Origin of the sequence: Paenibacillus paludis, from assembly GCF_042610515.1 — a bacterium.
Lineage (GTDB): Bacteria > Bacillota > Bacilli > Paenibacillales > Paenibacillaceae > Paenibacillus_AQ.
On sequence record NZ_JBGJZP010000016.1, the window covers coordinates 91,295 to 113,120 of the forward strand.

The following is a 21,826-nucleotide window of genomic DNA, read 5'->3' on the forward strand; positions in this document are numbered from 1 at the left end:
CGCTGGAAGTAGCAGCAGGGTAAAGAAAAGTAAAAATTACGTAAAAAAACAGGCCAACACCACAAAAAAGTGGATGTCCGGCCTGCATTCAATAAAGAAAAAAAAGTGTGATTTGCGTTCCTTGCTGCGGTTTGCTATGTACAGCCATTTTGCCGCCATGCCTTGTTACAAACCCCTTTGCCAGCGCCATGCCCAGGCCGGAGCCCGTAAGTCTGGCCCGCGCCGACAGCATATTGTCCTCCGTTGCGTTTAGCCGCTCTAGCGCCGCCGCATCGATTCCCGTCCCATTGTCGCGAATCTCAACCGTCAGTCCATACTGATCCCAGCGTAGCCCGGTTTCAATATGGCACCCCGCGGGATTGTGAACCACGGCATTCCACAGCAAATTGTGCAGCGCCCGCCGAATCATGCGTTGATCGATATCAAGGCATTTCTCCCCGTCCGTATTGAAGGCAAAGGTATGCTGTGCAGCCAGCGGATGATCAGCGACATCGGTAACGATCTGCCTGATAAATCCTGCCATCTCCGTAGATTCCCGCGAGAGCGGAACCTCGCTGCCGTCCAGTTGATAGAAAGCATTCATATCTTCAATAAGCTGCTCTACCTGGATCGTCTTTTGTTCCATTAAGGAGCCGAACTGGATTATTTCCGCAGTAGACCACGCATATTGATCAGCGGCTGCAATCATGGAGCTGTAACCGCGAATATAGGCCAACGGGGTTTTCAGATCATGCCGCACGCCCGCAATCCAGCTTTTGCGCTTCTCATCCAATTCATGTCTTTCTTTCTCCGTTCGCTGCAGTGCAAGGGTCAACGTGGACAACTGTCCGATTATTTCTTTAAAGAGAGCATAGGGCAGCGTGAGCTGATTTCCGGGAATGGGGCGGCCGAGCCAATTGCTCCGCGGAGGCTCGGCATAGTGACCTTTTGCCAGCAGCTTCAGCCAGGTCAGCATATAAAAAATCGATTTCGTCAGGCTCCACAGATAGAAGACAAGCGCAGCCAAGCACACGATCAGGAAACTCCAGATTTGAAACTGTATGTACTCAATTCCCTTCAGCCATGGAACCATTTGCCGCATAAAAATAAAAAGGATAAACAGAACAAGCCAGGCGGCGATAACACCTATACCCAGGGCAAGCAAAAAAAGCAGCAGCCGCAAGCCAACACGAACGATCCCTTTCATATTTGACCAGTCGGTACGGGGTTCGGAATAAATTTGTAGCCTAACCCACGGAAATTGACAATGTAACGAGGCTGCTTCGGGTCCTGCTCTATTTTGTTTCTGATTTTGGAAATATAAATAACAACCGTTTTCTCATCGCCCAGCTGCATTTCACCCCAGACCTGTTCATAGAGCTGGGCCGTTGTGAATAGGCGGCTCGGATGCTCGGCAAAAAACAGCAGCAGCGCAAACTCCTTAGCCGTACAGTGAAGCTGCTGGCCGCGTACCGTCAGCCCGCCGGTATCCTTGCTGATTTCAAAATCAGCAAAAGTGTAACAGGCAGATGGAGCCTCCTGCTGATACAGTCTTCTTCTGGCAAGCTGGGCTTTGATCCGGGCCACCACCTCCAGGGAGTTGAACGGCTTGGTAATATAATCGTCCCCGCCCATCGCAAATCCGGTCAGCTTGTCATAATCGGCAGCCCGCGAAGTCAGGAATAAGATCGGGGCGTTTGTTTTTTTGCGCAGCTCCAGACACAGCTCGAAGCCGTTACAGTCCGGGAGCATCACATCCAGTAAAATTATATCCGGTTCCCGGCTGTCCATCAGGCTCATCGCCTCCGCCCCGGTAGAAGCGGTAAGGACGGAAGAATACCCTTCCCTGGACAGCAGCAGTTCCAGCATGCAGGCAATTCCTGCTTCATCTTCTATAATCAATATCGCATCGTTCATCGCCATTCCCCTCCATTTTCCATCCTATTATACTGCAAAATGGAAATGGTATCTTCCGAGTGTGTCAAACCCGCCTGGAATTGGGCTCAGGCCTTCAAGTTCGGCAGGCCCTTGAAGCAAACGGAGGATTTCCGGACAATAAGCTTGGGCGGGATAATGATCTTGACCGGATCGCTCTGCAAACCTCCGATCCTGTCCAGCATTTGCCGGGCCGCCTCAACGCCCCATTGGTCATGAAAGACCGATACTGTGGTCAGCTTAGGCTCCACCGTTTCCGTCTCCAGAATATTGTCAAAGCCCACAATGGCCATATGCTCGCCCGGGATAAAACCTTGGAGCCGCAAGCCGATGGTGACGCCAAGGGCAATAATATCATTATGGCAGAAGCAGGCCGTCGGCGGGTTCTCCAGCTGTAGCACCTCCTGAATGGCGCGGATTCCTCCCTCACGGTTCAGTGGTGTAGGTATAATGAGCTTGGGGTCCACTTCCAGGCCGTATTCCTGCAGGGCGCTGCAGTAGCCGTCTATCCGTTCCTGGTAGGCTGTATTGCCGGGAAGCATACCACCGATATAGGCGATCCGCCGGTGTCCCTGCTCTACCAGATGCCGGACAGCCAATTGGGAGCCTAGTCTGTAATCCGTTCCCACATAATCCGCGCCGGAGCCCGCTACCTCCCGCCCCATGAGAAGCGCCGGTATTTGCAGGGCGCGCAGCTTGTTGAACAGAGTCGGCTGGGTGTCGACCACCGGAGTCAGAATAATCCCGCATACCCGGTGCTCCAGCATCGTTTCCAGCACCCGTTCCTGCTTCTCCCGGGATTCGGAGGACATGCCCAGCAGGAAAGTAAACTGCTGTTCATAGAGCATATCCTCGACCTTCGTAAGCATCTGATGATAGAAGGGGTTTTCAAAATCAGTGATCACGATTCCCACCGTGGAAGAGCTTTGGGAGCGGAAGCTCGCCGCCACCCTGTCATACACATAGCCGAGCTTTTCGATGGATTCTATTACTTTCTTGTGGGTGCTGGGCTTAATAGACTTGCTTCCTCTGACGACCAGCGATGCTGTCGCCCGGGAAACCCCGGCATCATCGGCCACATCCTGAAGGGTAACCCGCTTGTCCCGCGAAGCCAAACCGCATTCCTCCTTTTTCCGTACGATTCATTTCCTTTATCCGGATAAATTTACAATAGTATAGCATACATTTCAAACAGATAATATTTAGTATTGACAGGCTCACAGGCACCTGCTACGATTATCCCCAGTAAACTTATATGCATTTAAGATTATCATTTCCGGACGGAACAAAAATTTTTTTCTCGCAAAATTAGATCGATATAATTTTACGGGAAAAGGACGGTTTCGGCAAGAATTATTCCCCGGAAAGCTGCAGAAGGTTCCATGTTGTCTGGTTATCCGGTTGTTACGGTGAAAGGGGTTTTGCCATGATCGAAATCAAAGAGTTATACAAATCCTTCGGGGACAAGCCTGTACTCTCGGGCATTAATGTAACCATCGGGGACGGAGATATTTATGGTCTTGTAGGTATAAGCGGCGCCGGGAAGTCCACCCTGCTGCGCTGCATCAACGGGCTGGAAACCTTCGAACAGGGGACCCTGCGGGTGAACGGTACGGACATCAGCAGGCTGCGTGGTGCCGAACTCCGCAAGTTCCGCAGCGGTATCGGCATGATCTTCCAGCAGTTTTCCCTGTTGGAGCGGAAGACTGTTTATGAAAATATCATGTTTCCGATGAAGTGTTACAACTACAAGAAAGCTGAGGCTGATGCGCGTATTCACGAGCTTCTGCGGCTGGTGGAGCTGTCGGACAAAATCCACTCCCGGCCCAACCAGCTTTCAGGGGGCCAGAAGCAACGGGTAGCCATTGCCAGAGCCCTGGCCATGAATCCGAAGATTCTGCTGTGTGACGAAGCCACCAGCGCCCTGGATCCCAATATTACAAAATCCATCCTGGCGCTTTTGAAGAAAATCAATCAGGAGTTGGGCATTACCATCGTGATTGTGACCCACCAGATGGAGGTAGTGAAGGAGGTCTGCACCGATATGGCTCTCTTGAGCAAGGGGGAACTGAAGATATCGGGTTCCGTGCAGGATATTTTCCTGGGCCGCTCTGAGGTGCTGGACGAGCTTCTCGGGTTGCCCGGTACGGGGCAGCCGGAAGACAAGGTAGTGTTCGAGATCGTACAGCGGCCAGGTCGGAATGATCTGCTGTCACGGTTCGCCACAGCTACGGGAATCCGTTTCGAGGTTGTATGGGGCGGGCTTGACCGGTATGCGGAGAGCATCGCAGGAGCCTTTACCCTTGCGGTGGACAAGGACGACTTCCCCAAGGCACAGACTTTTCTTGAGGATACGAGTACAGAATGGAGGAGAGTGTAATTTACCAGTACGATTTCCAGACCATTTTGGACCGCATCATTTTGCCCGGCTTGCGCGAAACGCTTATCATGCTGGGCGGCACAGTCGTCACCTGCACCTTCTTCGGCTTTGTGCTGGCGCTTATCCTTATTACCACCGATGTGAACGGGCTCAGACCCAACCGGTTGGTGTACGAAACCATAAGCGCCATTATCAACGTGCTCCGCTCCGTGCCCTTTATCATTCTTATTATTACCATCATTCCGCTGACTCGGCTTGTGGTGGGCACGACCATCGGAACCACGGCGGCTATTTTTTCCATAACCATTGTGGGCTCTCCGCTTATCGCCAGACTTCTGGAGGGCTGCTTCAAGGAAGTTAATCCCAGCCTGATCGAGGCGGCCAAATCCTTTGGTGCCTCTGATTGGCAAATTACATTCCATGTCATTGTAAGTGAATCCATTCCGTCCATCGTATCCCATCTGACTTTAGGGTATGTTTCCCTGCTGGGCTTTACGGCCATGGCCGGCACAGTCGGCGCTGGAGGACTGGGAGCGGTGGCGCTGACCTACGGCTACCAGAACTTCAACGATACCATCATGTACAGCACTGTGGTCATTCTCATTATTATCGTGCAGTTCATCCAGTTCGGCGGCAATTTTCTTTATCGAAAGCTAAAGTAAGCTTTTATTCCAAACCAATCCCAAGAAAAGAGGTATGCTTTTATGAAAAAAATGTCCTTCACCGCTCTGTCGCTGGTCATCGTCCTTGCCCTGTCGGTGTTGGCGGGCTGCGGCAAAAGCGCCTCCGGTGACCAGTCCAAACAAATCGTCATCGGAGTTATCGCCCGTGAGCAGCCGGATATCGATTACGTGGCCGAAAAGCTGAAGACCGAAGGCTATGACATTGAGGTGAAGGTGTTTAACGACAACATCGCGCTGAACAATGCCACAGCGGAAGGCGAAATTGACGCCAACTACTTTCAGAATGAGAAGTACCTGACCAGCTTCAACCAAAGCAATGGTACGAACCTGATTACCTATGGTCCTAATATCTATACGACTCCTGTGGTTTTTGTATCTAAAAAACACAAAAGCTTAGACAGCCTTCCGGAAGGTGCCAAAATCGGCATCGCCAACGATTCCGCCAACCGGGCCCGGGAACTGCAGCTGCTTGCCACCAACGGCCTGATCAAGCTCCGTGAGGGTGTAGATCTGCCAACCCTGCTGGATATTACAGAAAATAAGAAAAAGCTCAATTTCGTAGAAATTGATCCCCGGAGCCGGGTAGGCGCATTTGCTGATCTGGATGCCATGACCGCTCCCTCCATTACCGTGTATCAAATGAAAGATCCCGAGGTCACCATCGATACGGCGCTGCTTCAGGAAACCCCAGAGGTTTACAAGCAGTACGGGGGTATCGTTCTCGCTATCAATAAAGACACGGAAGAACAAAACAAGGAATGGCTGGATAAGGTTGTGAACATTCTGTCCTCCAAGGAGTATGCGGAATGGCTGCTAGAAACCTATAGCGGTGTGAAAAAGCCTTACAACTCATAATCCGGCACTACTAAAATCTTATATATAAAAGGAGAACTGATCCAAATGGCAACTGTAATCGTTTTGGCAAACACATCCCTGAATGAGGCTCACAAAAAACGTTTTGTAGAGGAAATCGGCACCGCCGTAACGGAATCACTGCAGCTTCCGCCCCAGCTGAAATCCATCACCCTGCAGGAGTTTCCGCGCAGCAACAGCACGCCGAAGGATTACGAGGAGATTACCTTCTTCGTGTACACAGCCCCGGGCAAACCTGTGGAAGCCAAGCGTGCCCTTGTCCGCAACATCCAGCTTACAGCGGAGCGGGTACTGGCCGGAGTGAACGTGAAGACCATCGTCATTATTAAGGAACACGGAGATGAAAATGTGGGCGTAGGCGGCCAGCTGCGGCTGGACCAGGTCCAGGCTTAAGGAGCGGCGCTATGAAAACAATGCAAATCGGCAGTAGTGGAATCGAGGCTTCGGTCCTGACTCTGGGCGCTTTTGGCATGGGCGGGGGCTTCCAGTTCCCGGACACGGACGATGGGGAATCCATCCGGGCCATCCATGCGGCACTGGATGCAGGCATCAACTGCATCGATACGGCGCCCGTGTACGGCTTCGGCCACAGTGAGGAAATCGTTGGACAAGCTATCAAGGGAAGACGCGACAAGGTGATCCTGTCTACCAAATGCGGGCTGTGGTGGGGTGATGAGGAAGGCAGCTACCGCTTCACCTGGGAGGGGCGCCGGGTCAAGCGCAACCTTAGCCCCCGTGTCATCCGCATTGAAGTAGAGGAGAGCCTGAAGCGGCTGGGTACAGATTACATCGATATTTACTATACTCATAACCCGGCCATGGAGCCGTTCCTGACGCCTATTGAGGAAACCATCGGTACCTTGATGGAGCTGAAGAAGGAAGGGAAAATACGGGCCATCGGTGCATCAAACTGCGAACCCCATCATATTCAAAGCTATATCGGGCACGGGGAAATTTCCATTGTACAGAAGAAATACAACATGTTGTCCAGAGAGGCGGAGGCGGATGTGCTGCCTCTGTGCAAGGACAATGGCATCAGCTTCCATGCGTATTCCCCGTTGGCCCAGGGTCTTCTTAGCGGGCACATCGGCAAGGATTACCAACTGCCCCAGGACGATCCCCGGCACAATGACCGCTGGTGGCAAGGAGAAGCTTTCCTGCTGGCCGTTGATTTCGCCCGGGAGCTCGAGGGATTTGCGCTGGAATTCGGCATCTCCACCAGCTCTCTGGCAGTGGCATATTTGCGGGCCAAGCATGAGCATGTGAATGTAATTCTGGGCATCCGCAAGGAACGCCACCTGCATGAAAATCTGGCCGGAGCAGACTTCCGTTTCCCGGACGGTGCTATAGAGGAAATCGACCGCCGGCTTAACCGGCTGCATCTTACGGCTGCCGGGCAGGGCCGATGAAGCCAAGCTCTATGGAGATGAAGAGCAGCCAGGAACTGGACTGGCACATTTCTCAGTTTCTTGAGGCAAACCAGGAAGCCATGATCAAGGATGCCAAAGGGCTCATCCGCATCAACAGCGAAGGCCTGGCTTACAATCCCGGAAGCTCCCAGCCCTTCGGCGAAGGCTGCAGCTCTGTCCTGGACGAAGCCATCCGGCTCATGCAGCGGGAGAAGCTGGAAGTGACGGACTTTGACGGCTACGGTGTCAAAGGGGATTTGGCAGCTTCGGAGCGGGGAAGCATCGGATTTTTCGCCCATCTGGACGTGGTGCCGGAGGGCGGGGACTGGAGCTTCCCGGCTTACGAGCCCTTTGTACGGGATGGCTACCTATTTGGACGTGGGGCCATGGATAATAAAGCGGCGGCTGTGGCGGCGCTTTATGTGCTGAAATTTTTTGCTGACAGCAAGCTGCCCCTCCAGCACGGGCTGTATCTGTTTCTCGGCTGCAATGAGGAAAACGGCATGCGCGATATCCGTCACTTCCTGTCCCGGCATGAGCCTCCTCTGTTCGGGATTGTGCCTGACGCCTATTTTCCCCTGTGCTTTGCCGAAAAGGGAATGCTGCGTGCCGATTTCGAAGGTGAAGTGGCAGACGGCAACCTGCTGGCCTTTAGCGGCGGGACCGAATATAATGTGGTTCCCGCAGCCGCCTCGGCAATCTTGCAGGACGTGGACCCGGATCATGCAAGACAGGTGCTGCCCGGTTCCTTCACGGTTGAGGCTCTGCCGGAGGGCATCCGCATTACGGCATCGGGAAAAGCGGGACATGCCGCCTTTCCCGATGGCACGGACAATGCTGCCGTGAAGCTGGCAGCCGCTCTTGCCGCCCATGGGCTGGTTCGGGGCAGCCGGACGCTGCGGGCACTGGCTTTCGTGCAGGAATGCTTCGCCAGTCCTTACGGGCATGGCTTGGGCATCGCCTTCCGTGACATATCGGGAGAAGCCACTGTCAATGCGGCCGTCCATATGGAAAACGGCAGGCTTCGCCTGTTATGCGACATCCGCTACGGGGTTACCCAGGAGAAAAGCGGTATACAGCAGTTGCTGGAAGAGGCGGCCGCCCGTTACGGTATGCGGCTGACCCGCACGGAGGATAGTCCGCCGCATTATATCGCCCCGGATGATCCCATTGCGGCGGCCCTATGTGATCTGGCCAACCGGGAGCTGGGCACCAACCAGCCCCCTTATGCCATGGGCGGCATTACCCACGCCAGATGGCTGCCACGGGCAGCAGCCTTCGGCCCTCTGCGCCGGGACAAGCCCTCCCCTTTTCCTGCCGGAAGAGGAGGAGGTCACCAGCCGGACGAGGCCATGTATTTGGAGACCATATGGGAGGCCTTCCAGATTTATGTTAAGGCGGTTCTTGTGATAGACAAGCTGTTAAGCGGGGAGAAAGAACAAAATTAACAGAGTGAAGCACCGGCCTGAAAGGCCGGTGCTTCCGGTTGTCTACACTGGCATGTAACCCGATTGGAGAAGCTTTTTATCATTTTACATAGTCTTCTTTTAAAATACTGTATATCTCTAAATCGATGATTCCTTTACCTGCCCATAGTGTCGCTTGTCTTAATGTTCCTTCTTTGATGAAGCCATTCTTCAATAATACCTTCTTTGAAGTCTCATTTAGTGGCATCACTTCAGCTTGAATTCTGTTGACGTTGACATCCATAAACAAAAAATCGATTAATATTTTTAACGCTTCGCTAGCAATACCTTTGCCCCAATGTGCTTCCGATAAAAAGTAGCCAATCGTCACAGCATTTACCTTTTGATTAAAGTCGGCAGCTTCAATAATTCCAAGCAACCGATCGGGTTCAGGGCTGGCGAATACCCCCCATTTAACCCTTGACCTTTTATTATAATCTCTCTCAAAATGGCCAATCATATTTTTTACAGTATCTTTATTGTGTTTGGGTATTATGCCACAGTATTCAAATACTTTGTCATTGTTATAGATTTCAAAAACTTCCTCAAGATGATGATCTTCAATCTTCTTCAATACGAAATTATCTGACTTCAGGCTAGGAAACTGCTCATAAACTGCTTCAATGTTCATTCCGTCACCGCTCCAAATCTTCTTTATAATTGATAAATCTCTAAACTCCAGCTCTTTTAAGAATGAATTTTTGGCTATTAACCCTTTTACCCTCTCTATCGTATTAATCCCTTTGGGTACGCCACCGTTTCTATGAAGTAATATCCACCTAAGACAAGCCAACGCCTCAAAAACTTCAAACTCATTCTGCTGAATATCATTATCTAACAGATAAGCGGAACGAAACACATGTGCATATCGCTCTGAGATGTATATTTTTTGTAGAGTAAGTGACCACGCAAAATCATATCTGGAATCCCCTAATTGTCCGTTCGTCCAATCAATTACGGTGTATCGGTCATTTTCCTCTAGAATATTTCCTAAATGGAAATCACCATGAATGATCCGATCCAGCTTGATTTGACTGATATGCACAAGAGAAATTAATGCGCTATTCAAGTCATCATGTTCCCTTACTCCAGGAAAAAAATAATCAATGAAATCGTACTTGGGAAGATGTATATTTCCAATCTCTTCTACATGAATTTGATGTATCCTTGATAATATATTCGCAATATCAATCATTTTCTTTTCATTCAGTTCATTAACCGGCATCCCGTCAAAGGTAGTCAACAGCACCTTATCTGCATTTGGATTTACCCCCCAGCCCAATGGCTTAGAGACTGATAATCCTCTTTCAAAAAGGGCATTCAATAAATGAAATTGAAAACTAACAGCAGGTCTTGAGCTCTTATTCCATACTTTCAATACAAAGCTCTCTTTATCTGAACTTATCTTCATAACTTCAGCTTCAAAGCCATGATCCATTGCATGTGTGGTTAAGGTCTCTTCTTGCTTTAATAATTCATCCATATTTTCATTTTTCTCTACCCAGTCCACGATACCTATAGGAGATCCCAATCATCATCTTCCTTCCATACGGTTATTCATATTCTCTCTTCTTGACCGGTATATATAAATCGACTTTACATTTCCCTTCCTTATCCTTAGCAGGATCATTCATACAAAATTCTAGGCATGGTCTATCGTCGGCATCATACTCACTGTCCGGTAACCAAAGACTGAATACATTTTGATAGGCGAGAACAAATTTATCGATTGTGTCGTAGTATGGATATACAGCATACATTCCACCGGATAGTGTTTTGAATTCCACATGTTTTGTATGTCCGGATCTCTCGAATCCACTTGGTAATGTGACACAAGCATCGTATCGGCAAGCAAATTCTTCTACGAGATTTCCATCATCCAACGATATTCCGATAAAATAATGATCGTTCGGAGTAAGTCCCTGCCAGCTTGCCCAACGTCCCAACTTGTCCCATGCAACATGAGTATCCAAGTAACTCCCGACATGCCTAACATATGCCACTTCATATTCAGGAAGTTCTTGATTGTGATCACGTTTTCCCACGCCCTCTTCAGAATGCGATTTCTCCCAATCCCATTGTAAGCCTCAAGCTGAGAGAACTCTTCTTGCTTATTGCTGAAGTGTAATGAAATATTGCTATTCTCCCTTACACTATTTCTAATGTCCCTTGGGGTCTTGCCATAGTGTTTCTTAAAGAGAGCATTGAAAGTGGACACCGATTCGAAACCGCATTGATTTGAAATTTCTAGAATAGTCTTATTAGTTTCAGACAAAAGATAAACAGCCTTTTGTAAACGCTCTTGATTTACAAACGCAACTGGAGTCACACCGACTATAGAGGTAAATATTCTTGTAAAATGATATTTCGAAAAATTTGAAACGCCAGCCAATATATCGAGAGTGAGTTTTTGATTGCTATTTTCCTTAATGTATTTAATTACGTTATCAATTCTATTCAAATAGTCATTATTCATCTATCAATTCCCCAATATCTATGTATTTATTGTTTACTAAAATTATACATTATTTGCATCCATTATAAGCGCTTATAAATAAGTACGGGTGAACGGGTCTATTGCAGCAAAAAGCTCAAGCACCGGGCATATAGCCGCAGGCTTGAGCTTTTTAACTGTTTTAATTCCTTCAATCAATTTCCTGTTCCTGTACAGACTTTATTACCACCAGTTTTCGTAACTTTTTGTATAAACACATAGGTGATCTCATTTGACAATTCATCAGCAAATTCGAAATCGAACCCGGTAAACCCTTTGATATCCTCCACGCACCTGATTTGCCGCTCAGCCATGAAGCGTACCATTTCACCTCGGGCTATCTTGACCAGGGTTGATTTTTCGATCACCTTACCACCGATGTGCTGCCCGAATACACAAGTAACCATTCGAACATCTCTGCCCAGATAAGGGGAAATGCATTTGCTGTATTCCTTAGAGGCTAAATTCAGAATGCAGCCGCTCTCCGTAAGAAGCTGATCGGCCAGTTTTCTGCCCCAAAATCCATAAATCGAACTGAAGCCCGGTCCGGCCAGCTTGGCCTGCATTTCCAGTCTGTATGGAACAACCCCATCAAACGGCCGGAGTATCCCGTAGAACCCCGACAAGATCCGTAAATGCTGCTGAAGATACTCCAGCTCCTCCGTTTGTAGCACCCCCGGTGCCATGTATTGGTACTGAATCCCTTCGTAGGCGAAGAGAGCAGGTACCAAATTGCGGGTTAAATCCATATTCTCAATCCGCTGGGCATTCAGCGTGGTGATAGCATCATTGCATTTCCATAGGGATTTTGCTTCTTCATAGTTCAGCTTTTTTAATGTGGCCAGTAGAATTTCCGACTCGTTTATAAATTGCGGCATCTGGCGGCTAGTAAAGACATCCGTTTCCGGCTTCATCTTTTTGGCAGGCGAAATAATAATTCTCATGTTGCTCCCTTTTCTTGCCCCGTGGGGAAAATAAATGTACCCTTATCCTATCACAATTCACTCTCATAGGGCCCGATCATTGAGTTTACAGCAGAAATAATGTTGACCGAAACGGTACCCTCCCTACTATTTATAAGCACTGGTGAACCGCTGCGTTGCAGCAAAAAGCTCAAGCATCGGCATATAGCTGCAGGCTTGAGCTTTTTGAATGTTATTTATTCGCCAATAGTCGAGATAATCGAGTCATACGGAGCTAACTCCAACGTTTGTTGCCCATACTCCGTATCAATCGTAGTGCTTTGAAGCTGATCACTATTGTTAATCACAACCAGCATTTTACTTTCCGGATAGTAGGCACACTCTATAAATAAGTTATCCGTAATGTACTTCGTTTCATGTAACTCATTGCCCGCATAGCGGATCAAATTCAGCAGCAATCTTGTATTCGCAAAGCTGAACTCGAACGAAGGAAGGTAGATCCCCTTGCCTTTACCGAAGGCATGAGTAGACAGTGTGATCCTGCCACCTGTTTCATCCACTACCGCAGCTGACCCGTCGGTAAGATAAATGCTATTCTTGGGTGTTATGCTGGCCCCTTCAGGCACCAAGCTGTACTCGTCCCGAGTCTCATAAGTCCATTTTCCATGAGCAATCCTGGAGCCGGTATCCTCATCCAGACCGAGAACATGTGCCATTCTGAAGTAGCTGTCATAGCCATCGACCGCCGAAGGCTGGTTAATCCCGATAAAAGCACCGCCCTCATACACCCATTTGGTCAGTATATCCACACACTTGTTGTCCTTCCAGTAGTCCCCGCCGCTCCAGGCAGATCCGGCAGAGCCGGCATTGATCACTACATCACAATCCTGCAGTACGCCCTGACGGATATCCTCAAAATCAATGAACTGCACATCAACCGGCAATCCGGATAAAGCTTCATTAATATGAATCAAATCATGCATATACGTTTCGTGGAAATGGCCGGACAATGTCCACGATCTTAATTTACCCCAAGCGTGCAGAATGGCTACTCTCGTCTTTATTTGATAAGGTTTGCCTTGTTGATGCAGCTCTTTAATTTGTCTAAATTCGTTGGCAATCTTTTCGATGTAATCGCAGAAATCCGGGTAAGGCTCTACCAGATGCAAATACCCGCCCAGTCCGATCCGGTCAATAGGCTCCCGGAGGAGCGCGCGCCGGATGTTGATCCAGTACTTTTTGGCATCCAGCGTGGGATCGCCGCCCTCCATAAAGGTAGGAAGTCCGCCTAGCCCAACCGGAAAAAGATACGGATGCAGCCGGATCTCATGCGTATCCACTTTTACACCTGAACACAGCCGTGCCTCATAACCCGAGAACACGCATTTAATCATCCCGTCAAAGCCAAACTCCTGAAAGCGGTCATTGTAAGGCTCGACGCCAACCCAGCTATCATCATAGAAGACATACGCCAGTTTGTCGTGCCGATGTACAATGTCAATTAATTGCTTGCCATATCCGATTACAAAATCATTGATAAAGGCCATCCAGTCGAGCTTGCGCTGCTCAGCCGGGATGTGACTGACGCGATATTTGCCGCCATTCACAAAATCCTCGGCAGTCAGCGAATATCCATATCTCTTGGCGAACAGATCAAGCGCTCTTGAACTTACCGTGAAATCGTATGAACCCCAGTCCGAGAACAGATGGCGGTTGCGCTCACTGCTGCCCCAGATCCAGGCGAAGTTATAAAAAAGCGAAGTAAACCGGACAACCGTTGTTTCCTTATGCTGTACACACCAGTCTTCCATCCAGTCCAGCAGATACTTTTGCGTTTCCGGATAGATGGGATCAATCTGCATCAAATGCTCTTTATCCCAGTTATTCGTCGTATGATTGTACATGGAGATCTCTTCCCAGATCCGGTAGGCCATGAAGCTGACCGTGTATTTATGCCAAGGAGCAATTCCGGTAAGGACTACATTTCCCGATTCCCGATCATAATTCCACTGTTCTCTCGGAACTTCCTCCCCGGTCGTCCGGTCTACAACCTGCCAATATTTAAATGCCTCTTTGGAATCATTCACTCTGAATTGTTCAGCAAAAAAATCCTCCATCAGATAGATGGATACATAATCTTGTACAGCCACCTTTGGATTCGTAATTAAAAAACACTGCTGCAGCTTATCCGGATTTTGCGACGCCCACACATTATGTTCCCTAATGATACAGATTGTAGAGTAGATACCGTATCCTGCATTTATAATCTCATCGGACAATTGCGTGCCGTCACTGTCACGGATGACATCGGCACCCCACCGTTCAGCGAGTTTCAGGGTCAGCGCCTCATAACCGGATTCTCCCGGCAGGGTAAAGGCTCCCTTGGTTAGATTGGACAACCTGGTTCCCTCCTATTTAAGCATATCGGACAGAAAAGCGAGTGCTAAGCCTTGACCCCAGCCCTGAATCCAGTCTTTGGGGATATTGCGATACCCTTCCCGGTCTTTCATCACCGCTGTTCCGCCCGATACACCCAGTACCCGCCCATCTTCGCTAATATTGTCCAAGATACCTTTCAGAGCCTTTTGCACATATTTGGTATGCAGCGGATTGCCGTTATTGATCATAGCCGCCGCAATCCCGCAAGAGGCGGATACTTCTTCATAGGACTCTTCGTCATCCAGCACCGTCCGCCACAAACCGTTCGCCGTCTGAACAAGCTTGAGCGCCGCCAGCTGATCCCGGAGTGAACATTCTACATCCATACACTGCGGATACAAATACCAGTCCTTCAAAAGCGGTTTGACCTGCGACATGGTGTAGGCGCCCCAAGCATTCGCTCTACCCCAATATAATCCGGACATGTGATCCTGCTTGATGTTATTGTAGCCGTGGTACCAGAAACCGCTGCTAGGGTCCTGCAGGTATTTGATATGCCAGTAATATTGATTCAGGGCATCCTGGATCATTTCCTGATCATTTAGCTTACTTCCTACGCGGAGCAGAAAAAATGCCGCCATAAACAACGTATCCGCCCAGGCCTGCTCCGGAAAATCATTCGACACAGATACGGTATGCTGCAGCACATTGTCCCCAAACCTCAGCGCATTACTGCGGATATAATCCACCTTACTCATCACAATATCCCAATATTTCTGGTTGCCAGTCTCTTCATACAAGGTGATCAGCATGTGGCCCATGGCACAGGTATTTACCGTCCAGTCCGGCAGGCCCAGCTCGATATATTCATCTGCCCACTGGACAAGCATATCCAAATACTCTTTATTTCCTGTGGTCTGATAGGCACTGGATACCCCATAATAAGCCACCCCGCAAGGCCAGTCCCACGTTAAATCCATCGCGAGTGTTTTTCTGGTGACTTTGTCGATAACGCTTAATATTTCTTCCCTGTCATAATTGATTTGAAGCATCTATATTCCCCTCTCCTTCGCACACGCCCCCAAAGGCGCCTTTAGAGCCGTCCGTCTTATTGTAAACGCTTTATATACTCTATTGTAAGCAGTATAATGGTATACATCTAAGCACATTCGCAGCAAAACTGCGCAATTTCAACCATTTGTTGAAGAGAGCTATATAGATTGAACTTGTGGTTTTTCTACTTTGGGGTTGGCAGTGACTCCAGAGAATGTTTGGACTTTCGGCCGCTGTTAGGTTTGGATTTCCTGAATTTAACCGCGATTCGCGGTAGAAATCCAAACCTAAAGGCGGACGCTATCGCTCCTACAGTTCCAAAATTCCCTTCCGCCACTTTTCCCTAAGTTTATATTCTTAAATTCAATCTATATAGTTGAAGTTACCTATTATTCACCTCCAACCAACACAAATTCAAGTAATGGAATGGGAGCAGCGAATATGCCCAGAAAAAAGAAACCTGTCATCGAGTACCGCCATTACAGCTTGCCTATCCATTTCCCTGTCCTGCTGTTAAGCGGGGACCGCTGGAGGATTTCCGATATCAAAAGCGAACATCTCCATTTCCATAACCATTTGGAGATTGGCATTTGCTATTCAGATAGCGGCATTATGGAGATCAAAGGAGAAGCTGTCCCCTTTAAAGCCGGAGATGTGACTTTTCTCCCCAGATATCTCCCCCATACCACGTACAGTTCGCCTGATACCGCAAGTCTGTGGTCTTATCTCTTTTTTTCACCAGAGGAGCTGTTTCAGCATTCCTTCAAAAGTGCCTACAGCAGCTTCGAGCCGAACCTGTGGAGAGTGCAGGGAAAGAACTGTATTTTGAATAAGGAGCAATATCCCAAGGTCTATTCTCTTGCCACGTCGGTCGTAGAGGAGCTCAAGCAGCAGAAGCCCTACTACCAGGAAAGCGCTTACGGATTGTTGCTGTCTCTCTATATAGAATTGCTTAGAATTCATTCCACAAATGAACCGCTGGCTGAACAAGAAACTGAGCATAGTATGAAGGGCTATTTCGCCATTTCGCCAGCTCTGGAGTATATCACGAAAAACTATATGACCCCCATCACCATTGATTTCCTGGCGGATTCATGCCACTTAAGCACAACGCATTTCCGCAGAAAATTCCATGAAATTATGGGAACGGCACCTCTCGATTTCCTGAGCAGCACCCGAATCGAAGAGGCCTGCAAGCAGCTAAAAAGCACGGATGATTCCATTCTCTCGATCTCTGAGCAGGTCGGATTTCGTTCTATTTCCAGCTTCAACCGCTGCTTCTCCAGGCTCCTGGGAGAGTCGCCCAAACAATGGCGTAAAGGGGCACAGTCCGAAGCACAGTCGGCGAAGGCGTCGATATTGGAGTTTACGGGGTGGGTGTGAGGTGGGCGTATATGGTTCTAGTAATCTTTCCGATCTTCAAAATGGTTCCGGTGACTTATCCTCCAGCAAGACGATATCTTCTCCTTGCCGTTGTCTCATTTTAATGTTCTCTTTTCCCCAAGTACACATAACGTCAACGATCTTATTGGCTGTAACTCCATATTCCGTGAGGCTATATTCGACTTTTGGCGGCATCTGCGGGTATACATATCTTCTGACGAGTCCATCCGCCTCAAGTTCCCGAAGCTGCTGGATCAGAACCTTTTGTGAAATGCCTTGAATATTGCGCTGTAATTCGCTTGTTCTCTTCGCACCGGGCATCAGTAAGCAGATGATCAGAGATTTCCACTTTCCACCGATGATTTCAAGTGTTGCCTCTATGCCCAGATGATATTGCTTCATTGAATAACACCTCGTTAATGACGATCTTATAACACAGGTCTAAAAATTCATTGTTGCATATATTTTTTTCCGAGTCCAGTACGTACTTTGAAGTAACCATCTTACTTTATTGTGTGTATTTTCTTTTTTTGGGGCCTGCAAGATAATGATGATATTCAAAAAAATACAGGCCTGTGAAGGGAGATTCCCAATGAAAACACTGGTGATTCTGGCACACCCGAACCTTGAGGCTTCAAGGGTCAACCAGCGATGGAAAAAAGAATTGCTGCAATATCCAAGCGATATTACAGTTCATGAGATTTACAAAGAGTATCCTAACTGGAATATAGATGTTCCTGGAGAGCAAAATTTATTAGAAGCCTATAATCATATTATCTTTCAATTTCCATTGTATTGGTACAGCTATCCTCCACTATTAAAAAAATGGTTTGACGATGTTTTTGCTTACGGGTGGGCTTATGGTTCAAAAGGTGACAAGCTTAAAGGGAAGAGGTTAGGGCTTGCCATGTCCATCGGCGATAAAAAAGAAAATTATTTGCCGGAGGGTTCTGTTTCTTTTACCGTGGATGAAATGATCGCGCCTTTCAAAGCCAGTACAATACATGTAGGTGCAGTCGCACTCCCCTACTTTGCTGTCTTCGGAGCTTCATTTCAAGCCAGCGATGAAGAAATTAATAATAGTGCAAAAGAATATATCAACTATATCTTTAAGCACCAAAAGTAACTAAATACAAATACAACAGGGGCTATCCCAAGTCTTTATCTAAGACTTTATGGATAGCCCCTATTTCACAAAAGCGGACAACGCACAGCCAAACGAGTCTACAATGTTTCCGTACTGAGCGTAAATCCCTCGATTACGACTTCCTCGTCAACCTCGATCATGATGCAGCGTTTCCCCTGATAATTCACCTGCTTCACATATCTTAGATCCTGCGGGCTGACGGAAATGGTGGCTACCTTTGTCTCGATCTTAATCGATTTTGAAGTATATTTCGGTATAACACTGCTTGCCTTCATTTCATAGTACTTATCGTCGACGACCGTTTCGAACGCCCGCTCCACCTTCTCCGCCGTCACGTTCTCTACGCCGCTTACCTTCAGGACGCGTTCCACATCTTTGTAATCCAGCTTGGGGGCTTCCTCCTCCTCCGCACCATCTTCGATGACCTGCTGGATTTCCTCATACACCTGGGCGAGAGTGGTCGTATCGAGCTGTTCACCCGCCAATTCCTTCACGATATCTTCGAAGAAGCTTCTCTCTTCCAATGCTGTTACAGATCTCTCGGCATTCAGGACCTGCTCGATGAACTGCGGGTCCGGATAATTCGATTTTCCCGTACAATACAGAATGCGGTTCACATCAGAATAGTTGTCTGTCACACTCGGATAAAAGAACCCTTGCTCCGGTGAACTCAGCTTGATAATCGGATCGACAATGATATTGTACTTGAATTCCCGCTCCACATAATCGAACATGAGGTTTTTACGCTGCTGTTCCGTGGAATTCACGCTGCACAGAATAAACGGATGCGCGAACATCTCGTCCTTCCCGCTCTCTTCGGCTTCATCATTCCTGGCCTTAGTCGGCCGGTAATACTGCCCGCGAACAAAAGTGATTACCATATCCTTCTCATACTTGACATCTACCAGCATCTTGTCCACGAGCAGCATCATCAGATCCTGCCATTCTTCAGCATCACCTGTCACCAGGCCTTGGTGAAGCATTACCCGCGTCGGGTCCTCCGCTTCCTCCTGAAACTTCAGCTCGAACAGCTTATGGTCCAACTCACCGGTGAGCAGTTTTTTGAAATTGCCCATATACAGTTCCTGCTTCTCTCTGTCCACGAGGCCAAACGGCAGGCGCTCCCAATGATAGATCTCGTTGCTTTCCTTCATAATATACACGTTAAGAATATCGTAGATGTTCATCAGATCATGATCCAGCTTAAACTGCTTGCGTATGTGGGCGACTTCTTTTTTATTCATAATGGGTTCGGCGGCTCCTTAGATGTGTAATAACTTTATTCAGTATAAATGATAAGGAATGAAAATGGTAAGGACGGAATTTGTGAAATATATTACAGCTGGCAAAATACCCGCAACGGATCGTCACAGGCATTTACCGGGAGATTCAGCGCTTCCCTATAACTTCTCAACATATTGCTTCGCTTCGCCCAGAGACAGATTAGTATGCATGCGAACCAATTTGATTGCCGGAATGAGCTTACCGTCCTGCTTCAATTTCCATACAGAGGCTTGGATCTCATCGGGTAGAATCCGTCCTGCGCTAGCTGCTTCCTCTCTGCGTTTCAGTTCAGCGGCTACTTTCTGCTCCAGGTCTGCCGGCAGCGTCTCGTCTACCGTCTGAATTAACTTATAATCGCGTTCCGGCAATCTTCTGTTAACCGCCCCAAGTACGGTCCCGACAATCGAATAGAGAGCCAAATACTGCACGAAGCGGTACAGATACAGCCATGCCGTGCTGAGCTCTATGATCCCCCCATCCTGCTTCAGAATCGCTATGTTATCAGAAATGGCATATTCACCGGGTGCATAATTATTTACGTCCTGCATGACCTGCAATTCCCCGATAGGAGACACGATCCATTCAAGCGGCTTATTGTACATGGGGTTGCCTGAAGTATCAAACATCATGCCCACCACTGTAACTACGGCGATGACATAGACAATATGGTTACTCCACGTAAACCGTTTACCAAGCACCACCCCAGTAAAGATCACCAGCAAAGTAAGGCCCTTTATGTAATAGTTATGTAGATAGATTTGTAAAACTGCAGGCAAGAACCATCCGAACAACAGCACCATAGTGGCTGCAAATAGAAAGACAACTAATAGAACAATGGCATTCTTCTTCATCCATCAACGCGTCCTTTCTCCAGATATACTATATTCTTACCCCAATGTGCAAGCAGGTGATACACAAGCCGCCGGGCAGTATCTGAAGCAGCTACAATTGAAATACGGAGCCGAAAAGCGCTGGGCGATATTAGAAAAGAAGTATGCGGGTATTTTTGGTGAGTACGGGATTTGATCTATTGTGCAAAAAAAAGAACGCCTAATCAAGACGTTCTTTACACTTAACAACATGGTATAATAGCAGAAGCGATAGAAGGCTAATATGGGCGGCAAAAAGAAATAGGCCGCCCTGCTCAAAGGTAGCGTTCCTATTTCAATGGATAAACCCTTTAAGCCTCCGCCCTTAAAAGCGGCTATTGCGCAGAGAGTCGTGTTACCAGCACGGCTCTCTTTGCATTGTACGCCTTATCTGCCTTTACTATACCACAGACAAATTAATAAAGTAATAATGTGGATCCAGCGATTCAATGAATTTTGTTGAAAGAATAATTGTTTCTCTGTCGGAAATACGGACGCCCATTATTCATGATCATCCGCTGAATGGGCTCAATGACATTCAATAAATACCTTTTGCATCAATAGGCAATTCCCTAACACGCTTAAGATAATTAGTCATATTGGTATCATCTTTGGCATTGTAAGAATACCCAAAATACTCAGCGACATCCTTGGCTAGAACCCTAAACAATTCACACGAAGCGAATATCGAGTTCCACATATTTTCATAATTACTGTCGGAATAAGTTTCCTTATACATTTCCCAATATGATTCGGGAAGATACTTCTTTATATACTTCTCCATTTTCCCTGTAGAAACTTGAAAATCATTTTTGGTACCCACCCACCATGAAATCAATTCGTCCAAGTGAGGTCTGATAACGTGCTCAAACATTTGTTTCGCATACGGTAATTCATCACGCCAAATTCCTTTAGCAACATTTTGCAGGCACCACCAAAAATTATTACAACAACCCAAATATAATTGCTCTGTAGGCTCTTTAACATGATAGTCGATATCCGTGGGGGCAGGAATGCTTGGCAGGCAGTTATCCTTATCTAATAGAGGAACTGTCAATTTATCACTAACATATCCTTCAAGCATAGATTCTTTAGTTTCTATGTGAAGGTCTATACGATTACCATCTGTAAATAACATTAAATATCCGTAGGACCGAGTAAAATCCATATCTATACCCATAGACTGGTTATTTTTATCAGGCTCCTGAATCATAAGCAATTCACCAAATACATTTACCCATGTCTCGTCTTTTATAAAAGATGAAGTTTCACTTACTACGTAAACAATATCATAATCCTGAAAAATATCCTTGGGAGCATTAGGGTTGGTACGCGAACCGTTCATGTATACCGCACGGATTCGTTCATCCATTTGAGCAACTTCTAGTATTAAATCAAATATTTCTTTTTCAGTTCTCATATACATCCCCTCCAAATCTTCAAACATACTAGACGTAGCGTAGCACAACTGGGATATTTTTACTTACATATTCACAGATAAGGTATACCCCAGCGCCTAGTGAAAGGCAACTTCTTTGCTCAATAAAGTTCACCCTCATTTACTCTGTG

General features: G+C 47.5%; 21 protein-coding genes and 1 pseudogene. 8 read left to right on the top strand and 14 right to left on the bottom strand.

What is annotated here, in order from left to right; translation table 11 throughout:
* Window positions 1–88: 88 nt before the first annotated feature.
* From ACAN56_RS25245 to ACAN56_RS25255, 3 genes are all read right to left on the bottom strand, one after another.
* Complete coding sequence (locus tag ACAN56_RS25245; RefSeq protein ID WP_379146191.1) at window positions 89–1,186, bottom strand: sensor histidine kinase; 1,098 nt, start codon at window positions 1,184–1,186, stop codon at window positions 89–91.
* Window positions 1,183–1,896, bottom strand: coding sequence for a response regulator transcription factor (locus tag ACAN56_RS25250; RefSeq protein ID WP_038585898.1), 714 nt, complete (start codon window positions 1,894–1,896; stop codon window positions 1,183–1,185). Before ACAN56_RS25250 ends, ACAN56_RS25245 begins: the two co-directional genes overlap by 4 nt.
* An 86-nt stretch (window positions 1,897–1,982) precedes the next feature.
* Window positions 1,983–3,029: a LacI family DNA-binding transcriptional regulator gene (locus ACAN56_RS25255; RefSeq protein ID WP_052091801.1), complete on the bottom strand. Its 1,047-nt coding sequence runs from the start codon at window positions 3,027–3,029 to the stop codon at window positions 1,983–1,985.
* A gap of 311 nt (window positions 3,030–3,340) precedes the next feature.
* On the opposite strand from ACAN56_RS25255, the gene ACAN56_RS25260 reads away from it, so the two are divergent.
* The 6 genes from ACAN56_RS25260 to ACAN56_RS25285 are packed head-to-tail and all read left to right on the top strand — an operon-like array spanning window position 3,341 to window position 8,707.
* On the top strand, window positions 3,341–4,294 hold the full coding sequence (locus tag ACAN56_RS25260) for a methionine ABC transporter ATP-binding protein (RefSeq protein WP_038585895.1): 954 nt from the start codon (window positions 3,341–3,343) through the stop codon (window positions 4,292–4,294).
* Window positions 4,279–4,956 carry a methionine ABC transporter permease gene (locus tag ACAN56_RS25265; protein ID WP_052091800.1) on the top strand — a complete coding sequence of 226 codons (678 nt, stop codon included), beginning with the start codon at window positions 4,279–4,281 and terminating at the stop codon, window positions 4,954–4,956. The genes ACAN56_RS25260 and ACAN56_RS25265 overlap by 16 nt, the downstream gene beginning before the upstream one ends.
* A 42-nt stretch (window positions 4,957–4,998) precedes the next feature.
* On the top strand, window positions 4,999–5,832 hold the full coding sequence (locus ACAN56_RS25270; RefSeq protein ID WP_052091799.1) for a MetQ/NlpA family ABC transporter substrate-binding protein: 834 nt from the start codon (window positions 4,999–5,001) through the stop codon (window positions 5,830–5,832).
* A 45-nt stretch (window positions 5,833–5,877) separates the two neighbouring features.
* Window positions 5,878–6,243, top strand: a complete 366-nt coding sequence (locus ACAN56_RS25275) for a tautomerase family protein (RefSeq protein WP_038585893.1) — start codon at window positions 5,878–5,880, stop codon at window positions 6,241–6,243.
* An 11-nt stretch (window positions 6,244–6,254) separates the two neighbouring features.
* On the top strand, window positions 6,255–7,259 hold the full coding sequence (locus ACAN56_RS25280; protein WP_038585891.1) for an aldo/keto reductase: 1,005 nt from the start codon (window positions 6,255–6,257) through the stop codon (window positions 7,257–7,259).
* Entirely contained in the window at window positions 7,256–8,707 is a 1,452-nt protein-coding gene (locus tag ACAN56_RS25285; protein WP_379146195.1) for a Sapep family Mn(2+)-dependent dipeptidase, read from the top strand. The genes ACAN56_RS25280 and ACAN56_RS25285 overlap by 4 nt, the downstream gene beginning before the upstream one ends.
* Before the next feature lie 79 nt (window positions 8,708–8,786).
* Here the strand turns inward: ACAN56_RS25285 and ACAN56_RS25290 are convergent, their stop codons facing one another.
* The 7 genes and pseudogenes from ACAN56_RS25290 to ACAN56_RS25320 form a co-directional block, all read right to left on the bottom strand.
* The gene (locus ACAN56_RS25290) at window positions 8,787–9,356 is read right to left on the bottom strand and encodes a GNAT family N-acetyltransferase (protein WP_379146350.1); all 570 of its coding nucleotides are present in this window, start codon (window positions 9,354–9,356) and stop codon (window positions 8,787–8,789) included.
* Between the two features lie 222 nt (window positions 9,357–9,578).
* Window positions 9,579–10,208 (bottom strand): annotated as a pseudogene (locus ACAN56_RS25295) (aminoglycoside phosphotransferase family protein); the annotation flags it as partial.
* Between the two features lie 70 nt (window positions 10,209–10,278).
* Complete coding sequence (locus ACAN56_RS25300; protein ID WP_379146198.1) at window positions 10,279–10,698, bottom strand: AraC family transcriptional regulator; 420 nt, start codon at window positions 10,696–10,698, stop codon at window positions 10,279–10,281.
* Entirely contained in the window at window positions 10,587–11,201 is a 615-nt protein-coding gene (locus ACAN56_RS25305) for a helix-turn-helix domain-containing protein (RefSeq protein WP_379146201.1), read from the bottom strand. The genes ACAN56_RS25300 and ACAN56_RS25305 overlap by 112 nt, the downstream gene beginning before the upstream one ends.
* A gap of 173 nt (window positions 11,202–11,374) precedes the next feature.
* Window positions 11,375–12,163, bottom strand: coding sequence for a peroxide stress protein YaaA (gene yaaA / locus ACAN56_RS25310; RefSeq protein WP_379146203.1), 789 nt, complete (start codon window positions 12,161–12,163; stop codon window positions 11,375–11,377).
* A gap of 215 nt (window positions 12,164–12,378) precedes the next feature.
* Window positions 12,379–14,541 carry a 1,3-beta-galactosyl-N-acetylhexosamine phosphorylase gene (gene gnpA / locus ACAN56_RS25315; RefSeq protein WP_379146207.1) on the bottom strand — a complete coding sequence of 721 codons (2,163 nt, stop codon included), beginning with the start codon at window positions 14,539–14,541 and terminating at the stop codon, window positions 12,379–12,381.
* Between the two features lie 12 nt (window positions 14,542–14,553).
* Window positions 14,554–15,573 carry a glycoside hydrolase family 88/105 protein gene (locus tag ACAN56_RS25320; protein ID WP_379146209.1) on the bottom strand — a complete coding sequence of 340 codons (1,020 nt, stop codon included), beginning with the start codon at window positions 15,571–15,573 and terminating at the stop codon, window positions 14,554–14,556.
* Window positions 15,574–16,015: 442 nt separating this feature from the next.
* Here ACAN56_RS25320 and ACAN56_RS25325 point away from each other — a divergent pair, with 442 nt between their 5' ends.
* Window positions 16,016–16,957, top strand: coding sequence for an AraC family transcriptional regulator (locus ACAN56_RS25325; protein ID WP_038585877.1), 942 nt, complete (start codon window positions 16,016–16,018; stop codon window positions 16,955–16,957).
* Between the two features lie 36 nt (window positions 16,958–16,993).
* Here the strand turns inward: ACAN56_RS25325 and ACAN56_RS25330 are convergent, their stop codons facing one another.
* Window positions 16,994–17,359, bottom strand: coding sequence for a winged helix-turn-helix transcriptional regulator (locus ACAN56_RS25330; protein WP_038585874.1), 366 nt, complete (start codon window positions 17,357–17,359; stop codon window positions 16,994–16,996).
* A 190-nt stretch (window positions 17,360–17,549) separates the two neighbouring features.
* Here ACAN56_RS25330 and ACAN56_RS25335 point away from each other — a divergent pair, with 190 nt between their 5' ends.
* On the top strand, window positions 17,550–18,083 hold the full coding sequence (locus ACAN56_RS25335) for an NAD(P)H-dependent oxidoreductase (RefSeq protein WP_038585871.1): 534 nt from the start codon (window positions 17,550–17,552) through the stop codon (window positions 18,081–18,083).
* Between the two features lie 98 nt (window positions 18,084–18,181).
* Here ACAN56_RS25335 and ACAN56_RS25340 read toward each other — a convergent pair whose 3' ends face one another.
* The 3 genes from ACAN56_RS25340 to ACAN56_RS25350 form a co-directional block, all read right to left on the bottom strand.
* The gene (locus ACAN56_RS25340) at window positions 18,182–19,348 is read right to left on the bottom strand and encodes a DUF4317 domain-containing protein (RefSeq protein ID WP_038585868.1); all 1,167 of its coding nucleotides are present in this window, start codon (window positions 19,346–19,348) and stop codon (window positions 18,182–18,184) included.
* Between the two features lie 156 nt (window positions 19,349–19,504).
* Window positions 19,505–20,239, bottom strand: coding sequence for a hypothetical protein (locus ACAN56_RS25345; protein WP_038585865.1), 735 nt, complete (start codon window positions 20,237–20,239; stop codon window positions 19,505–19,507).
* 556 nt (window positions 20,240–20,795) lie between these two features.
* Window positions 20,796–21,677, bottom strand: coding sequence for an aminoglycoside 6-adenylyltransferase (locus ACAN56_RS25350; RefSeq protein WP_379146213.1), 882 nt, complete (start codon window positions 21,675–21,677; stop codon window positions 20,796–20,798).
* Between the last annotated feature and the right edge of the window lie 149 nt (window positions 21,678–21,826).

Excerpts from the sequence above, each read along its gene's own strand:
- ACAN56_RS25260 (WP_038585895.1), top strand. The coding sequence starts at position 3,341 with ATGATCGAAATCAAAGAGTTATACAAATCCTTCGGGGACAAGCCTGTA.
- ACAN56_RS25350 (WP_379146213.1), bottom strand. The coding sequence starts at position 21,677 with ATGAGAACTGAAAAAGAAATATTTGATTTAATACTAGAAGTTGCTCAA.
- yaaA (WP_379146203.1), bottom strand. The coding sequence starts at position 12,163 with ATGAGAATTATTATTTCGCCTGCCAAAAAGATGAAGCCGGAAACGGAT.
- ACAN56_RS25330 (WP_038585874.1), bottom strand. The coding sequence starts at position 17,359 with ATGAAGCAATATCATCTGGGCATAGAGGCAACACTTGAAATCATCGGT.
- ACAN56_RS25250 (WP_038585898.1), bottom strand. The coding sequence starts at position 1,896 with ATGAACGATGCGATATTGATTATAGAAGATGAAGCAGGAATTGCCTGC.
- ACAN56_RS25305 (WP_379146201.1), bottom strand. The coding sequence starts at position 11,201 with ATGAATAATGACTATTTGAATAGAATTGATAACGTAATTAAATACATT.
- ACAN56_RS25325 (WP_038585877.1), top strand. The coding sequence starts at position 16,016 with ATGCCCAGAAAAAAGAAACCTGTCATCGAGTACCGCCATTACAGCTTG.
- ACAN56_RS25340 (WP_038585868.1), bottom strand. The coding sequence starts at position 19,348 with ATGAATAAAAAAGAAGTCGCCCACATACGCAAGCAGTTTAAGCTGGAT.
- ACAN56_RS25275 (WP_038585893.1), top strand. The coding sequence starts at position 5,878 with ATGGCAACTGTAATCGTTTTGGCAAACACATCCCTGAATGAGGCTCAC.
- ACAN56_RS25345 (WP_038585865.1), bottom strand. The coding sequence starts at position 20,239 with ATGAAGAAGAATGCCATTGTTCTATTAGTTGTCTTTCTATTTGCAGCC.
- ACAN56_RS25285 (WP_379146195.1), top strand. The coding sequence starts at position 7,256 with ATGAAGCCAAGCTCTATGGAGATGAAGAGCAGCCAGGAACTGGACTGG.
- ACAN56_RS25320 (WP_379146209.1), bottom strand. The coding sequence starts at position 15,573 with ATGCTTCAAATCAATTATGACAGGGAAGAAATATTAAGCGTTATCGAC.
- ACAN56_RS25265 (WP_052091800.1), top strand. The coding sequence starts at position 4,279 with ATGGAGGAGAGTGTAATTTACCAGTACGATTTCCAGACCATTTTGGAC.
- ACAN56_RS25335 (WP_038585871.1), top strand. The coding sequence starts at position 17,550 with ATGAAAACACTGGTGATTCTGGCACACCCGAACCTTGAGGCTTCAAGG.
- ACAN56_RS25245 (WP_379146191.1), bottom strand. The coding sequence starts at position 1,186 with ATGAAAGGGATCGTTCGTGTTGGCTTGCGGCTGCTGCTTTTTTTGCTT.
- ACAN56_RS25290 (WP_379146350.1), bottom strand. The coding sequence starts at position 9,356 with ATGAACATTGAAGCAGTTTATGAGCAGTTTCCTAGCCTGAAGTCAGAT.
- ACAN56_RS25280 (WP_038585891.1), top strand. The coding sequence starts at position 6,255 with ATGAAAACAATGCAAATCGGCAGTAGTGGAATCGAGGCTTCGGTCCTG.
- ACAN56_RS25270 (WP_052091799.1), top strand. The coding sequence starts at position 4,999 with ATGAAAAAAATGTCCTTCACCGCTCTGTCGCTGGTCATCGTCCTTGCC.